Genomic DNA, 17,070 nt, shown 5'->3' with positions numbered 1-17,070 from the left:
GCAAGACGTGTATTCTGGCACCTTTGCCGAGGGAATGTACGACAGTAATCTGGGGTATGAGGGAGGTATCCCCTACGCCCATATGATGATCCTCAGCGCACCCGGCTGACGGGACAATTTGGATCCTGATCAGAGTCGACCCGGACGGCGCACTCCAGCCGTCCCCACCCCACACTGGGGATCTGAACAATTTTAGCCTCAGGTTCCGGGCGGCAAGTTATCGAGAACGAAAGCTTTAGAAAGGATCACATTACAGCCCCGGAAAGGGATTTACCGACGGGAACAATAACGTGCGATCCACCGGTCCAGACATTCACATCAGCGGAACAACACGTATTTCACCAGCGCCGCGATCATCAGAATGATGACTGCGGCCCAATGAGCCCTGCGAGGCCCATCCCCACATCATGCCGCTGCCCATCATCTCGTTCATCGCGGCATCCTTCTTTCATTCGGCCGCTTCGTTCCGAACATCCGCGCTAGGCTTGACGTCAGCCAAGGGAACATCTGCCCTGGAAGGCAACCTCCAGCCCTTTATCAGCCCATAGATCGCCGGGATCACCACCAGGGTGAGGAGCGTCGAGGAGATCATGCCGCCGATCATCGGCACGGCGATGCGCTGCATGATTTCCGATCCGGTGCCAGTGCTCCAGAGGATCGGCACAAGCCCTGCCATGATGGCGACAACTGTCATCATCTTCGGCCGAACCCGTTCGACTGCCCCGACCATGATTGCGCGATTGAGATCGGCTTTCGTGAAGTCCCGTCCTTCGATCTCGCAAATTGAGCGTCGCTCCTTCAAGGCCTGGTCGAGATAGATCAGCATGATCACGCCCGTTTCTGCCGCGACACCCGCCAGGGCAATGAAGCCGACGGCAACAGCCACGGAGGCATTGAACCCGAGCCACCACATCAGCCAGATGCCGCCAACCAGCGCGAACGGCAACGACAGCATGACGATCATCGTCTCCGTCAATGCTTTGAAGTTCAGGTAGAGCAGCAGGAAGATCAACGCCAAGGTCAGTGGCACCACGATCATCAAGCGGGCCTTCGCACGTTCGAGGTACTCGAACTGCCCGCTCCAGGCAACGGAATAGCCTGCTGGCATCTTCACGCTCTTGGCGACCGCCTCCTGGGCCTGCGCCACGTAACCACCGAGGTCGCGATTGGCGATATCAACGAAGATGTAGACGGCAAGCTGACCGTTCTCCGTGCGGATCGTGGTGGCTCCGCGTGCGAGCTTGACATCGGCTATCTCTCCGAGCGGCACAGTACCACCACCGGGAAGCGACACCTGTACGTCCCGCGCAATAGATTGCGGATCGCTTCGATAGGCGCGTGGATATCGGATCGCCACCCCGTAGCGCTCCCGTCCCTCAACCGTCAAGGTGACGACCTCGGAGCCGAGTGCCATGCTGATGACGTCCTGAACATCGTTGACCGTCAAGCCGTAGCGGCCAAGAGCTGCCCGGTTCGGAACGATGTCGAGATAGTAGCCGCCAATGACCCGCTCAGCGTAGGCGCTCGAGGTGCCTGGGATGGTTTTCAGGACGCTTTCGATCTGGCGTGCGACCTTCTCCATCTCGCCGAGATCGGTACCGTAAACTTTGACCCCCACTGGCGTCCTGATGCCGGTCGACAGCATGTCGATGCGGGCACGGATCGGCATGGTCCAAGCGTTTGAGACACCTGGAAACTGCAGGGCGGAGTCCATCTCGTGCTTCAGGCTATCTGTGGTCACACCTGGCCGCCACTGCGACTTCGGCTTGAGGGTGATGATCGTTTCGAACATCTCTGTCGGAGCTGGGTCGGTAGCGGTTAGTGCACGGCCTGCCTTGCCGAAGACGCTCTCGACCTCGGGGAACGACTTGATGATGCGATCTTGTGTCTGCATCAACTCTGCCGCCTTCGTCACCGATATGCCTGGCAATGTGGTCGGCATATACATGAGCGTGCCTTCGTCGAGGTTAGGCATGAATTCGCTGCCGATGTGCTGGATCGGCCATGCCGTTGCCGCCAGGATCGCGACGGCGGCGAGCATAGTCAGCGTCTTGACCTTGAGGACTCCCGCGATCACCGGCCGATATATCCAGATCAGAAAGCGGTTCAGTGGGTTCTTATGCTCGGGCACAATGTGACCGCGCACGAACAGGATCATCAAGGCTGGAACAAACGTGACCGACAGGAACGCTGCCGCCGCCATGGAGAACGTCTTGGTGAAGGCAAGCGGCCCGAACAGGCGTCCTTCCTGAGACTCCAGGGTGAAGATCGGCAGGAACGACACCGTGATGATCAGCAGGCTGAAAAACAGCGCTGGCCCGACTTCGCTGGCCGCATCAACCAGGATCGTGACCCGTGGCTTGTCCGGTGGTGCCCGTTCGAGGTGTTTGTGGGCATTCTCGATCATGACGATCGCCGCATCGATCATCGCCCCGATGGCAATGGCGATACCTCCAAGGCTCATGATGTTTGCGCCGATGCTGAGGATTTTCATGGCAATGAAGGCAATCAGAATGCCGACCGGCAACATGATGATCGCCACGAGAGCGCTGCGAACATGGAGAAGGAAGGCGACCGTTACCAAGGCGACGACGATGGACTCCTCGATCAAGGTGCCCTCCAGCGTCTCGATGGCGGACTCGATCAGGGTCGACCGGTCATAGACCGGCACGATCTCCGTTCCCGCCGGAAGGCTGCTTTGGACTGAAGCCAAGCTCTTCCTCGCGTTGTCGATCACGGTCAGAGCATTGGCTCCGAACCGCTGCAGGACAATGCCGCTTGCGACCTCGCCGTCGCCGTTCAGTTCGGTAATTCCTCTTCGTTCATCCGGAACGAGTTCCACCTTGGCGACGTCGCCCAGCCGAAGTGGCGTGCCGCCCTGCGTCTTGAGCACGATGTTCTCAATATCGCTGACGCCCTTCAGATAACCGCGTCCGCGCACCATGAACTCGAATTCGGAAAGCTCGATGGTCCGGCCGCCGACATCCGTGTTGCTGGCCCGGACCGCATTGGAAATATCGTTGAGCGATATGCGCTGAGCCTTCAGCCGAGAGGGATCGACGACGATGGAATACTGCTTCACGAAGCCGCCGACGCTGGCCACTTCGGCGACGCCCTCCGACTTGGAGACGCCGACTCGCACGACCCAGTCCTGTAGCGAGCGTAGTTCCGCAAGCGTAAGGTTCTTGGCGACGACAGCGTACTGGTAGACCCAACCGACACCCGTCGCGTCCGGGCCGAGCGTCGGCGTCACGCCTTGCGGCAGGCGGCTTGATGCCGCATTCAGATATTCCAGCACCCGGCTTCTCGCCCAGTAAGGGTCGGTGCCATCTTCGAAGATCACATAGACGAACGAGACGCCGAAAAAGGAGAAGCCGCGAACGACCTTCGACTTCGGAACCGTCAGCATCGACGTCGTCAGCGGGTAGGTTACCTGGTCTTCGACCACCTGCGGGGCCTGCCCGGGATATTCAGTGTAGACGATGACTTGGATGTCGGAGAGATCGGGGATGGCGTCGAGCGGAAGAGACCGCAGGGCATAAATGCCGCCCGCGACGGCGACTGCTGCACCGACGAAGATGAGAATGAGGTTATGAGCGGACCAGGAGATGACACGGGAAATCATGGCTTCACCTCATCTGTCGCCATGCCGCTCAGCGCCGAGTTCAAGTTGCTTTCGGCATCGAGCAGGAAGTTGGCCGCCACGACTACCTGATCGCCTGCTGCGATGCCCTTGGTGATCTCGGTCTGCTTCTCACCCCGCATGCCAAGGGAGACATCCTTTGGTTCGAATCTGCCGTCGCCCTTGTCGATGAAGACCATCTGCCGGTCGCCGGTATCGATGACTGCGCTGTTGGGCACGGCGACGACGGGCTTCTGCACGCCAGCTTCGATCTCGACATCGGCGTACATGTTAGCCATGAGAGTACTATCCGGGTTCGGAAGCTCGATCCTGACTTTCGTAGTTCGAGTCTCCTGCTGGATTTCCGGATAGATGAGATCAACGGCCCCTTCGAAAGTCTGGCCGGGGAGGCTCCGAACCGTCACGGCAACCGGGACGCCCTTTTGAATGGAAGCCAGATCGAATTCCGGCACGTCGGCGATGACCCAGACATGAGAGGTGTCCGCGATTCGAAACAACGGATCACCGGGCTTGGCCATCATTCCGGTCGTCGCCATGCGTTCTAGGACGACACCATTGCGGGGAGAAACATATTCGATGCTGGTTGGTACCTGACGGTTCTCAGCAATGGTTCGGATCACTTCATCCGGGACACCCAGGTTCTTCAATCGAAGAGCCGAACCGGCATCACTTTTGCGGAGATCACCCTTTCCCGCAGCGAATTCAGCTCCGGCAGTGGCGATCTCTTTGGAATAGAAGTTGAAGAGGCTTTCTCCTTTGCCAATGCGGTCACCTGTTGTGACGTTTGCCACGTCATCGATGAAGGCATCGGTGCGCATGGAAACGACGCTGATGAGCCGCTCGTCCCAGGCGACCGTGCCGGGTATGCGGATTTTGCGGAAGATACTTACCAATTCGGCCCTGGCCGTTTTGACCCCCGTCCGCTGCAGCTTGCCGAGCGAGACTTTGACCGTCGATGCGTCGGCCTGATCCCCTTCAAAGACCGGGATGTAGTCCATTCCCATGGAATCCTTCTTCGGCACGTTGGAAGTGTCTGGAAGCCCCATCGGATTGCGGTAAAAGAGGACCTTGCGTTCCGTCACGGCCGCCTTGGACGCTGCCGCTTTTGTCTGGTCAGAAGTCTCGGCGAATTTAGCACCGGCGGCTGTGAAGCTAACCTCTTCACTTTCGTGGACGGGCACGAAATCGTGCCCGTCCACGGTTTTCTTGGGCTTGCTGGAATACTCGGCAAGACCGTCGGGATGACGGTAATAGATGATCGGTCCCGACCCTTCAGGCTTGCTCCGTTGGGCTTCGGCGACAGCCATGTCAAAGAGCATGTGGAGTTGCTGCTGGCCTACTCCCTGGGCACCAGCCAGGTACGCTCCCCCGCCGACAACGGCGAGGGAGGTAACGGCGACCAGCCATATTGCGGTCTTCACGGGGTGGCCTTGACGACGACTTCACCTGTTATGGTTTCGCCTTCGCCCTGAACTTTCGCTCCAAGCTGAAAGCGCCATCCGCCTTCCATGCTCAGATTTGTCTTGAACTTGTATGTGCCTGCCTGTCCGGAGGGCAGTTCCTCGACGGGCGTTGTCATTGTCTCCATGCCCTCTGGCGCCATGTCCATGCGGGTGGTGAAAATAACCGCGTCAGATACGGGCTGGCCGTTTCGTTTATCAACGAGACGAACAGAGACTTCGGCATCAGGTCCCATTTTCACTTCTGCCGACACAAGCTGAAACTCGAAGTCCCCAGGGCTTGCATATGACGTTGCGGCTGAGGCAGAGAGCATAGCAATCGCAGCGAGGCTCGCTCGCGCAAACATGTTGGATTTCATAATTCACATCTCTTCAGGCGGGAGAAGGCCGCGCCAGGATAAAGTTCGCCGATCCCAAAAAACGCAGGCAACGGCAGTCGGAAAGAGGAAAGTGAATTATGCGCGTGGAGGTCGTGCCGGTGGCTCAACCAAGGCGGATGCCAGGCTGGCATTGTGACCGATAGCGAAGGAAGGTACACCTAGATAGGAAACAGGCAGACTTGCCGTATCCGGAGCCTGCACCAGAAGCATCGATGCGCAGATCCGCGCCAGCGGGCAATTCTTCGAACAATCAATCGGCGGCTGCTTTTCATTCGGACAGCAAGGCATGTCGGCCTGCATGAGAGCCATGTCATCCGAAGCCGATGGTGACGGCATGCCGGTCACCACGCTGCGTCCCGAGGACGCCATCGCCGTTTCCGCCATGCCGACGCTCGCGGGGCCAAGGGTGACCCCGAGCACTGCGAAGACGCAGAGCAGACGTTGAAAGGCGGCGACAAGATTCATGCGCTTATACTCGCATGCGGTTTTCGCTTAAGGAAGCGGGCTCACGAAGAATTGTGATTCAGATGTGCGCCGCCGGGGCTACCAGGCCGGAAACGGATCTTCGAGGGTGGCCCAGTCGCGTGGATCGGCGCTGGCGAGGCATCCGTCCAGTGCGGTCCGTACACCTTTCTCGTCCATATCGACACCGATAAAAACCAATTCCTGCCGACGGTCGCCCCAGGCGCTGTCCCACCGGCTCTCGATATGCTGACGAAACTGCTGATGGTTCGGCCAGTCGTGTCGGGGAACGGCCGCCCACCAGAGCCCCATCGGCTCGCAGCGCCGTTGCACCCCAGCAGCCGACATCAGGCCCACATGACGCGGGCGGGTGGCAAGCCAGAAGTGGCCTTTGGCGCGCATAACCCCCGGCCAGGGCTCGTCCAGAAATGCGCGAAACGGCATGGGATCAAAGGGACGCCTCGTGCGATAGACAAAGCTCGATACACCGTATTCCTCCGTTTCCGGGACATGGTCGCCCGGGCGGTACAGTTCTTTGTGCCACAATGGGTGGGCGGCGGCTTTTGCTTCATCGAAGAGGCCGGTATTGAGGATGGTTGGAAGAGAAACGTTGCCGAAGTCCGTCTCCACCTGGTGTGCATCCGGGTTGAGTGCAGTCACCGTCCTACGGATTTCTGCGCGAATCTCCTCGCTCGCGTCCGAGATCTTGTTGATCACGACGACATCGGCAAATTCGATCTGCTCCACCAACAGGTCGATGAGTGTCCGCCGGTCCTCGCTGTCCCGCTGCAGGCCGCGATCGCGAAGCAGATCAGCACTGCTGTAATCGGCCAGGAGGCTTGCGGCGTCGACGACGGTTACCATCGTGTCGAGTTTCGCATAATCGGAGAGCGAAACACCATTCTCGTCGCAGAAGGAAAAGGTTGCCGCGATAGGGCATGGCTCCGCAATGCCGGTCCCTTCTATCAGCAGATAGTCGTATCGTCCCTCCTCGGCCAGTCGCCGCACTTCCGTCAAGAGGTCGTCGCGCAGGGTACAGCATATGCAGCCATTGCTGAGCTCAACCAACGTCTCCGTCGTATGCGACAGGTTGCAGCCGCCGTCTCGAATGAGACTGGCGTCGATGTTCACTTCGCTCATGTCGTTGACGATGACGGCGACCCGCAGACCCTGACGGTTATTCAGCACATGGCTGAGAAGGGTCGTCTTGCCGGCGCCGAGAAAGCCGGCGAGCACCGTCACCGGGAGCCGCTCCCTCCTGTCCTTCGGCCTGTTCATCGGCATCCCTTGCCTCTGGGCGTTCGCGGCGGCCATCGCCGCGGTGAGCATTTGCGGTCCATCAGCCTCATTCGAAACCCGCTCCCGATCTTCTCGAATGCATCACGCTGCCAGCTGCGGTCGGAAAACCACGTCGGCATAATAGTTTGTGGAATTGAAGGTGTTGGTCGGGAAGAGGCCTGCTGAGGCGGACCCGCCATAGGCATAAACGCCATTGCCGCTTGCTGGCGCCGTCAGCGGGCCGCTGGTGACGGCGGTCGTATAGAAGTTACCGGTCGCCACATAGGCACCTGTCGTGTGGTAGGAGGCGACGTAAGTGGTGTTGGCGGCAATGGTGAAGGGCGTTGCAAAGTTCACCGTCTGCCAGCCGCTTGCCGTGGTGTTGGTGAAAGTGGCGCTGGCGAGCTTGGTGCCCGTGGAGCTCCACAAGTCGACGACGTTCTGTCCGTTGTCGTTGGCGCTGCGATAGAACTTGATGGCCGTGACATCGCCGGCGACGTTCGACTGGAACTTGACGCCGAGCTCGATCTGCTGACCGTCGTTGAGGTTCGTCTGTGCCGGCGTGCTGGAGGCGTTGAACAGGCTGTAGGTCGCAGACGCCGTCGATGCAACGATGTTGAAGGTCTCGTTGGCGGCGAGGCCGCCGAGATCGGTCGCCGTCACCCTGACGCCGTAGGTGCCGGCTGTTGTCGGCGTGCCGGAGAAGGTCCGCGTCGTGGCGTTGAAGCTCAGCCAGGTGGGCAGTGCCGTGCCATCGGCGGCCGTTGCTGCATAGGTCAGCGTTTCGCCGCTGTCGACATCGCTGAACGTCGTCGTCGGCAGCGTGAACGAGAAGGCGGAGCCGACTGTGGCATTCTGGGTCGCCGTCTGGACGGCGAGAACCGGCGCGTCATTGGCGCCGTGGATGGTGACGGTGAGATTTGCCGTGGCGATGGCGCCGGCGCTGTCGCGCATCGTGTAGTTGAAGACATCGCTCAGCGTATTGGTGGACAGGCGCAACGCCTGCACGGCAGTATTCGTCTCATTGACGGCATAGCTATATGTTCCCGATGCGTTGAGCACGAGACTGCCATAGGTGCCGTTCAGCGCTGAGCCGAGCGTGCCTGATGTCGTGCCGAAGCGGACTGCCGTCACCGTCTTGGTGTCGCCCGAATCCGGATCGGTGTCGTTGGTCAGCACGTTGCCGCTGGCGGCCACGCCGCCCGAACCGTTGGCCACCCCGCCCTTCTCAGTCGCGTCGCCCGTATCGGCAACCGCTGTCGGCGTCGTGTTGCCTGGTGTCGACGACGGACGGAAAATCACATCGGCAAAGTAGTTGGAAGCGTTAAAGGAGGCATTCGGGAAAATGCCTGTGGTGGCGGAACCGCCATATCGGTAGACGCCGTTGCCGCCGGCCGCGGCACTTGACTGGGCCGTCAGCGGACCATTGGAGATACCATTCGTGAAGAAATTGCTGGTCACTACGTAGGCGCCGGTCGTGTGATAGGACGCGACATAGGTGGTATTGGCGGCGATGGTGAAGGGCGTCGCAAAATTCACGGTCTGCCAGCCGCTCGCCGTAGTGTTCGTGAAGGTGGCGGTGGCAAGCCTGGTACCCGTTGCACTCCACAGGTCGACGACGTTCTGTCCGTTGTCGTTGGCGCTGCGGTAGAACTTGATCCCGGTAATGTCGCCGGCGACGCTCGACTGGAACTTGACGCCGAGCCCGAGCTGCTGACCGTCGTTGAGATTCGTCTGGGTCGGCGTGTCGGAGGCGGAAAACAGGCTGTAGGTCGCAGGCGCCGTTGTCGCAGTGATGTTGAAGGTCTCGTTGGCGGCGAGGCCGCCGAGATCGGTCGCCGTCACCCTGACGCCGTAGGTGCCTGCTGTCGTCGGCGTGCCGCTGAAGGTCCGCGTCGAGGCGTTGAAGGTGAGCCACGAAGGCAGCGCCGTGCCATCGGCGGCCGTTGCTGCATAGGCCAGCGTCTCGCCGCTGTCGACATCGGTGAAGGTGGTCGACGGCAGTGTGAAGGAGAAGGCGGAGCCGACCGTGGCGTTCTGGCCAGCCGTCTGGACGGCGAGCACCGGCGCGTCATTGGCGCCGTGGATGGTGACGGTGAGATTTGCCGTGGCGGTGGCGCCTGAAGTGTCGCGCATCGTGTAGCTGAAGACATCGCTCAGCGTGTTGGTCGACTGGCGCAGCGCCTGCACGGCGGCATTGGTCTCGTTGATCGTATAGGTATAGGCGCCCGATGCGTTGAGCACGAGACTGCCATAGGTACCGTTCAGCGCTGAACCGAGCGTGCCCGACGTCGTGCCGAAGCGGACTGCCGTCACCGTCTTGGTATCGCCCGAATCCGGATCGGTGTCGTTGGTCAGCACGTTGCCGCTGGCGGCCACGCCGCCCGAACCGTTGGCCACCCCGCCCTTCTCAGTCGCGTCACCGGTATCGGCAACCGCCGTCGGCACCGTGTTGCCGGGCGTTGACACGGCGATATTGAAGGTCTCGTTGGCGGCGAGGCCGCCGAGATCGGTCGCCGTCACCCTGACGCCGTAGGTGCCTGCTGTCGTCGGCGTGCCGCTGAAGGTCCGCGTCGAGGCGTTGAAGGTGAGCCACGAAGGCAGCGCCGTGCCATCGGCGGCCGTTGCTGCATAGGCCAGCGTCTCGCCGCTGTCGACATCGGTGAAGGTGGTCGACGGCAGTGTGAAGGAGAAGGCGGAGCCGACCGTGGCGTTCTGGCCAGCCGTCTGGACGGCGAGCACCGGCGCGTCATTGGCGCCGTGGATGGTGACGGTGAGATTTGCCGTGGCGGTGGCGCCTGAAGTGTCGCGCATCGTGTAGCTGAAGACATCGCTCAGCGTGTTGGTCGACTGGCGCAGCGCCTGCACGGCGGCATTGGTCTCGTTGATCGTATAGGTATAGGCGCCCGATGCGTTGAGCACGAGACTGCCATAGGTACCGTCGAGCGCCGCGCCGAGCGTGCCCGACGTCGTGCCGAAGCGGACCGCCGTCACCGTCTTGGTATCGCCCGAATCCGGATCGGTGTCGTTGGTGAGCACGTTGCCGCTGGCGGCCACGCCGCCCGAACCGTTGGCCACCCCGCCCTTCTCCGTCGCGTCGCCCGCATCGGCGACCGCCGTCGGCGTCGTATTCGAGTTCGGCGTGGTAAACATCACGTCGACCCAATAGTTTGTCGACTGAAAAGTGCTCGTGGGGAACTGGCTGTTGTTGCCATAGCGGTAGACGCCATTGCCGCTGGCCGGCGCCGTCAGCGGACCGCTGGTTACGTTCGAGGTGAAGTAGCCGGCGGTGCTCGAATAATGGCCAGTATTTGTGTGGTAGGATGCGGTGTAGGTTTGTCCGGCCGTCACCGATACCGGACTGGTGAAAAAGGCAGTCTGCCATCCGCTGGCCGTCTCGTTCGCGAAGGTGAGGGTCGCAAGCCGCGTACCGGTGCTCGACCACAATGAACCCGTATGCGTTCCCGTATTCAGGTCACCCTTGTAGAACCGAATGCCGGTGACTGTGCCCGCCACGGAAGTCGTGAATTTGACGCCGAGTTCAACGGATGAGGCATCGTTGGTGTTGATGATCGCCGGCGTCGCCGAACCGAAGAGAGAGGTGTAGTTTGGCGCGCTGACCGTGACAGTTCGTCCCGCCGAGGGTGTTTCCAGGTTGACGTTATCGTCTACGGCGCGGGACCGGATTGTGTAGGTGCCTGCGGTCTGCGGCGACCAGGTATAAGTCCAGTTCTCATCGCCCGTCGCGGGATGCCAGCTCGCCCCGTTGTCGGTCGAAACCTCGACCGCTGCGACGACCCCGCCTCCCGTATCGGCAGCGGTGCCAGTAATCGTCACGGTGGATCCAGCGGTCGCCGTGGCGGGAACGGTGATGACCGAGGTCGGTGCAGTATGGTCGGAGGAAGCGGTCGCGGCGGTGAGCCCGGACTGCAGCGTTCCAGGCTGAATCCCCATATCGGCAAGCAAGTTGACCATTGCCTGCTGCACGCGCGGGTCCGTCGGAGTCGCTGTGAGATCGTGATTGTCACTCAGCCCCCATGTCCAGTAGACTGTCCCGGCGCCGAACACCAATGCGCCGCTGGGGGCGCGGTAGAGCGTCAGATTATGTGTCGAGATCGCATTGCCGGTGGTGTTGCCGTAATCGAGCAGGTAAGTGCTGACCGGAAGGGTCGTCGAGGACAGCTTCACGAGGCCGGCCGGATCGAAGCCGTTGTCGGACGCCTCGTCCCATTCATAACCGAGATAGTTCTTGGTGAGCGTCGCCGTCTGGCCGGGCTGAAGATTGGCGACGCTGGTATTGCGCCAGAAACGCAGATTGGCGTCGTCATACGGTATAGTGATCGCCTGGAGATTGTTGCCGACATCGTCGACCTTGAACAACTGCCCGGTCAGTGAGTTCTCCGGATTGCCGCCGCCGATGGCGGGCGGACTGAGGCGCGGATCACGGAAGGTGCCAGTCCATTCATTCGAAGGGTCGATGCTGGCGGTGGGCGACCACGTCTCCTTATAGCAGATCAGAGTCCGATAAGGCGTGCCGTCGGCGCTGTAGGCATTGCCCCAGCGCGTGCGCCAATAGACCTCATTGCCGCTCCAGAACATGAGGTTGACGCCCGCATCGCGCGCGGCTTCGACATTCGTTCGCTGCTGCCCCGACCAGTATTCGTCGTGCCCGGCATCAATATAGGTCTTGTGATTGAGCAATAGGCTGCCATAGCGATCGACGTCGACGCCCGACAGGTAGGAGACGTCGTAGCCGTTCTGCTCCAGCCAGTAGATGCCCGCATATTCGGCGCCGAACAGGTAATCCTGCGGGCCGGCATAGGTGCCGACCCCACCGCGGGTAGCGATCGGTCTGTTGTAACTGACCGCATAGGCGCGACCAGCACCCTGGCCCGTGGCCGGGCCGTTGCCGCCATAGAGGTTTGCGCCGCCCCAGCCGTTGTAGGCTTGCCAGGTCTGGTCTGCGGTCTGGAAGACGACGTCGCTCTGGCTGTCGTCATCGCGCACGACGAAGGGGATGTGGTTTTGGCCGGCAGTGCCGTCCTGACGCACGAGCTTGGCGATATACACCCCGGAAACGGCGTCCGCCGGTACGGTCCACGACGCCGAAACCGCCCAGTTGCCGGCATCCACCGTGCCGGTCGTGGCGTTGCGCAACGGATTGGGCTGCGTTTGCAATCCCGTGTGCTGGATGGTGTGGACCTTGCGGGCGCCCATGCCGCCATAATAACCGAGGCGATAAATATCGATCCGGTAGTTAGTGGAGTTGGTATTGATCTTGAAGTTGATCGTCTTGCCGTTGTCGACGCTGATGTCGGTCGCAAATCCTTCGATGTTGGAGCTGCCGGCACCATCGATGCCCCATTCGCTCTCCGGGTTACCCTGCTTCTGGTTTTCCAATACGATCGCGTTGCTGGCCGCAGCCGCGGCCGCCAGATTTTGCGTTGTCAACGACCGCTGCTGTGGGGAAGGCGGCGTCGTCACTGAGCCGGAGAGGATGCCGATCCCCTTGGATTTGGCGCTGCCGGTACCGGTCTCTCCGCCGCCTGGCAATGATCCGTTGAATACCGTTGAATCTGTCCAGTTTGCGGTTCCCCGCCAGCCCGAGAGAGGGGACAAATTGCGATCGAGAAGCGGGTCGCTGATCGAGGCCGCGATGGCCCGCTTGATCGACGCCGCGTAGTCCGGCCCCTCGGTCAGCCGCGTCCCCGGCAATTGGCCGTCCTGTTGAAGCAGGGCGCCGCCATGAGCCCAATCGAGAAGCCGCGTCGGGGAGGTGAAGTAGCCGCACCCGCACACACCGAAGGGCATGCCGAACGCCAGCGAATTCGCTCCGGCATGTCCGGTCGCCTGCGTTGACGGGCTCGATTCGAGAATAACGACTTTACCAGAGTGCGCAGGCTCGCTGGCCACCGCAGCAGAACCTTGCCCCGAAGCTGCCGGCGCGGGGCTTTGCGGCAGATACGGCGCCAAAGGATCGTCGCCAATGGAGCTTATTCCAGCATTGGTGCGTTGAAGGGACGATGCACCCCCGAACGCAATTCTGTCCGCATCCGACGCGAGATGTGCGAAACCCGGGGTATAAAGAGACAACACAGGCGCGGCTACATCACCGCTTCGGCCTGCCATTTCTCCAATCGTTGTGAAAGCCTCTGGCAAGGGCAGCGCGGCGCGGTTGATATCGGCGCGATCGTCCGCCTCGACGACCACGCCCTCTCTCTGTCCGACGTCACGCTCGTCAAGCGCCGCGCTGCTATTGGTACTATCGGCAAGCGTGCCATTCTTGTTTCCATCCGCGGGTTGCGCGGATGCCGCAAGTTGAGCACTATCGTCATGCCTTTCGGCAGGTTTGCGCGGCTTTCCCTTTCCGCCGACGGTCAACCATCGGGGCACCAACGAATCCACCAGGAGTGAGCGCGAGGTCCACCGGCGAGCGTTGCGATACATGGCAGGCACCTCTCGCATTAGCAGGATCGAATTTATGAGGATCGCTCAATACACAACCGTGAATGATAGTCCAAAAACAAGCGAGTATATGCTACGCCTTTCGCTCTACAGCCGGTATCCTTTGGGCAAATAGCCGTGTTGAAGCGCCAGCGTGATGGATGAGATGCGCGCGGTCGCGAGGATTCGTCGCATCTGTACAGGGCGCGAAGCCGCAGCGCCGACCCCTTCCACGTTCGCCGCATTGTCGCGCGGCCCCCGATTTTCCCGGACGACGCCTCTGTGCCGCGTCGAAGATGTGTTCCTACTCGATTTAGGCTGAAGCAACCTTCCCCCACCTCATCAATAGTGATGAGGCAAAGCAAACGACCTGCACCTTCCTCAAGTCTTCGCCAGACTGCACACTACTGATGCGGCTGGACATGGCCCCGGCGTTTGAACGGCGTTCAGGGTATCGGACCAGCGTCCGCTTAGGGATGTTTTGCAGGCGAGACATGTAATGAATCTATCGCACCGCGCCCATCACGTGTTTGTTCGCGCGACGTTTGTCATCAGTGCATTCGTCTTTCTTGCCGGAGCCGTGTCGCCAGCTCTCGCCGATAACGCTCTCTTGGCTCCACAAACCAAAATCCGCCTGACGATCGTCCAATGGATCCAGTCCAGAGGCCAATTTGAGCGATGGGATGCGATTGGCGGCGAATATACGGTTTCGGATGCAGGCGAAGTCTCTCTACCGTTTCTGGGGTCGGTACCGGTTCAAAATCTGGACAATACGAGGCTGACCAACGAGATCAGCAAGCGCCTCCAGGCAAAGATGAGTTTGGCCCAGGCACCTGCGGTGACCATCGACGTTATCGACTATCCTTCCATTTACGTCGTCGGAGACGTAACCGCCCCGGGACAATACAAGTTTCGCCCCGGCCTCAACGTGCTGCAATCCCTGGCCATGAGCGGCGGCCCGCTGCGGGCGCCGGCACAGCAGCGATCGCAGACGATCACGCTTGTCGGCGGCTTGCGGGAGATTGACCATTTGCTGGTGCGCAGCTCCGCAAAGCTCTCGCGGCTGCAAGCGGAGATGGCCGGCGCGAAGGAGATAGTCTTCGATCATCCGCCCGCCTTCGACCAGCAATATGCCGCGAGTATCTATGACGAGGAGCGCGTCATATTTCAGGCTCGTGCAAACGCGCTGGACAGGCAGTCGACGGCGCTCGTCGAATTGCGCAATCTCTTGAAGGCGGAAATCGATACACTGGAAGAAAAGCTCAAAGGCTCCGACGACAATATCAAGTCTGTCGAACAACAACTGACGAGCGTGAAGACGCTCGTCGAGAAGGGCCTCACGATTACCTCACGCCAGATGGATCTGGAACGGTTGCTCACCTCCTATCGCTCCGACCGGCTCGACCTCGTCACCGCCATCATGCGCGGTCGCCAGGCGATCAACGAGACGACGCGCAATATCGAGGGACTGTCCGACACGCGCCGGAGCGAACTCGCTACCGAAGTGCAGGCGGAAAGGGCCAATCTCGATCAGCTCAAATTGAAGCGCGACACCACGCAACAACTGCTTCTCGAAGACCTCCCGACCGGCAGCAAAGTGAATGACCCCGACGAGGACCTCCCGTTGACGTTCATCGTCAGCCGGCGGGTCAATGGACAAGTCAATCAGTTCCAGGCCTCCGAAACGACGGAACTGGCGCCGGGCGACGTGGTCAGGGTCGCCAAGCCCCGCATTGGGGACACGTCGTCCGAAGATGCCGCTGCGCTGCCCGGTCAGACGGAGGCGCAAATGAGTCAGGCAAGCCGGTGATACGCGAAAAGCATGTGCTGCAATCGAGCCTGCGGCGGGTGATTGAACGCCGGCACGGGATAAACGGCTAGGGGTGTCCGATGACCTTGCGCATGACCCCGCCGAGCAGCCAGACCTACACCCAGATCCTCAAATCGACGATGCTGATGGGCGGCTCTTCGCTCGTCAACGTCGCACTCAGCATAATCAGAACCAAAGCCATGGCTGTTCTGCTCGGGCCGGAGGGCGTGGGGCTCATGGGCCTTTACGGGTCGATCCTCGATATCGCACAGGCGATCGCCGGGCTTGGGGTAGGAAGCAGCGGCGTGCGCCAGATTGCCGAAGCGGCAAGCACCGATGACGCAGAAAGGATCGCACGATCGGCGACCGTGTTGAGACGCATTTCGATGCTGCTCGGATTGCTTGGCGCGCTCCTTCTCGCCGCGCTGGCATTCCCTATCTCGGGTTTCACGTTCGGCGACTACCATCATGCCGGCGCCATTGCATTGCTGTCGCTGGCAATCTTCTGTCGACTGGTCTCTGCAGGGCAGACTGCATTGATCCAGGGCATGCGAGGCATTGCAGATCTTGCCCGCATCAATGTTCTTGCCGGGCTTTTCGGCACGGCGGTCAGCATCCCGCTGATCTATCTGTTCGGACTGCAGGCGATCGCACCGTCCCTCGTGGTGATTGCGGCTGCCTCGATCCTTCCGACCTGGTGGTACAGCCGCCGGATCTGCCCGCATCCCTCGCCGATGCCCGTGCGCCAGTTCGGGCGGGAAGTATCGGCACTGCTGCGGCTCGGCTTCGTCTTCATGGCAAGCGGGCTTCTGACCTTCGGCGCAGCCTATGCTATCCGCCTCATCGTGCTCACGGAGGGTGGCGTCATGGCGGCTGGATTGTACCAGGCGGCTTGGGGCCTTGGCGGTCTCTATGCCGGCTTTATCCTGCAGGCGATGGGAACGGATTTTTATCCGCGCCTGACCGCAGCAGCCGATAACAACGCCGAATGCAATCGGCTGGTCAATGAACAGGCGGAAATCAGCATGCTGCTCGCTGGCCCCGGCCTGCTCGCCACGCTGACGCTTGCGCCGCTCATGATGAGCCTGTTCTATTCGGCGGAATTTCATGGGGCAGTCGATCTTCTGCGATGGATCTGCCTTGGAATGATGCTGCGGATTATTTCCTGGCCGATGGGCTTCATTGTGGTGGCGAAGCATACCCAGGCGATTTTCTTCTGGACGGAGGTTGCGGCGGCGGTCGTGCATGTGGGGCTTGCCTGGCTCTTCGTATCGCTGCTCGGCACCCAAGGAGCCGGCATGGCGTTTTTTGGCCTCTATGTCTGGCACAGCATGCTGATCTATGTGATCGTGCGGAAGCTGACCCGTTTTCGCTGGTCTGCCGCCAATCGCAGACACGCGCTGCTTTTCTTGCCCGCATCTGGATTGGTATTGCTCATGTTCTCGATTTTGCCGCTCTGGCCGGCGACGGTGATTGGCTTCGTCGCCGTCGTTCTCTGCGGGCTCTATTCGCTGCGCATGCTGATCGCCCTGCTTCCGCCGGAGTCTGTGCCGGCAACCATCCGCGGATGGATCAGGAAAGCAGCATAACGAA

The 17,070-nt window shown here is 60.7% G+C and carries 9 protein-coding genes; 4 read left to right on the top strand and 5 right to left on the bottom strand.

Annotation, left to right across the window (positions count from 1 at the left end):
- Positions 1-448 precede the first annotated feature (448 nt).
- From J0663_RS15780 to J0663_RS15770, 3 genes are all read right to left on the bottom strand, one after another.
- A complete protein-coding gene (locus tag J0663_RS15780; RefSeq protein WP_207241245.1) occupies positions 449-3,625 on the bottom strand; it encodes an efflux RND transporter permease subunit in 3,177 nt (1,058 codons plus the stop codon).
- Positions 3,622-4,962, bottom strand: a complete 1,341-nt coding sequence (locus J0663_RS15775) for an efflux RND transporter periplasmic adaptor subunit (protein ID WP_259665938.1) — start codon at positions 4,960-4,962, stop codon at positions 3,622-3,624. Before J0663_RS15775 ends, J0663_RS15780 begins: the two co-directional genes overlap by 4 nt.
- A gap of 98 nt (positions 4,963-5,060) precedes the next feature.
- On the bottom strand, positions 5,061-5,462 hold the full coding sequence (locus tag J0663_RS15770) for a FixH family protein (RefSeq protein ID WP_207241244.1): 402 nt from the start codon (positions 5,460-5,462) through the stop codon (positions 5,061-5,063).
- 328 nt (positions 5,463-5,790) lie between these two features.
- Between J0663_RS15770 and J0663_RS15765 the strand changes: the two genes are divergently transcribed.
- On the top strand, positions 5,791-5,928 hold the full coding sequence (locus J0663_RS15765) for a hypothetical protein (protein WP_207241243.1): 138 nt from the start codon (positions 5,791-5,793) through the stop codon (positions 5,926-5,928).
- A 98-nt stretch (positions 5,929-6,026) separates the two neighbouring features.
- Here the strand turns inward: J0663_RS15765 and J0663_RS15760 are convergent, their stop codons facing one another.
- Entirely contained in the window at positions 6,027-7,223 is a 1,197-nt protein-coding gene (locus J0663_RS15760; RefSeq protein ID WP_375337265.1) for a GTP-binding protein, read from the bottom strand.
- A 102-nt stretch (positions 7,224-7,325) separates the two neighbouring features.
- Complete coding sequence (locus J0663_RS15755) at positions 7,326-13,034, bottom strand: DUF4082 domain-containing protein (protein WP_343075797.1); 5,709 nt, start codon at positions 13,032-13,034, stop codon at positions 7,326-7,328.
- Positions 13,035-13,175: 141 nt separating this feature from the next.
- On the opposite strand from J0663_RS15755, the gene J0663_RS31725 reads away from it, so the two are divergent.
- The 3 genes from J0663_RS31725 (at position 13,176) to J0663_RS15745 (ending at position 17,066) form a co-directional block, all read left to right on the top strand.
- Positions 13,176-13,637 (top strand): hypothetical protein, encoded by a 462-nt coding sequence (locus J0663_RS31725; RefSeq protein ID WP_259666802.1) that lies wholly within the window; start codon positions 13,176-13,178, stop codon positions 13,635-13,637.
- Between the two features lie 529 nt (positions 13,638-14,166).
- Complete coding sequence (locus J0663_RS15750; protein ID WP_207241241.1) at positions 14,167-15,477, top strand: polysaccharide biosynthesis/export family protein; 1,311 nt, start codon at positions 14,167-14,169, stop codon at positions 15,475-15,477.
- Between the two features lie 80 nt (positions 15,478-15,557).
- Positions 15,558-17,066, top strand: coding sequence for an O-antigen translocase (locus tag J0663_RS15745; protein ID WP_207241240.1), 1,509 nt, complete (start codon positions 15,558-15,560; stop codon positions 17,064-17,066).
- Positions 17,067-17,070: the final 4 nt, after the last annotated feature.

It is taken from the genome of Rhizobium lentis (assembly GCF_017352135.1).
In the GTDB taxonomy this organism is placed as follows: domain Bacteria; phylum Pseudomonadota; class Alphaproteobacteria; order Rhizobiales; family Rhizobiaceae; genus Rhizobium; species Rhizobium lentis.
This window is presented reverse-complemented; position numbering and strand designations above follow the sequence as displayed.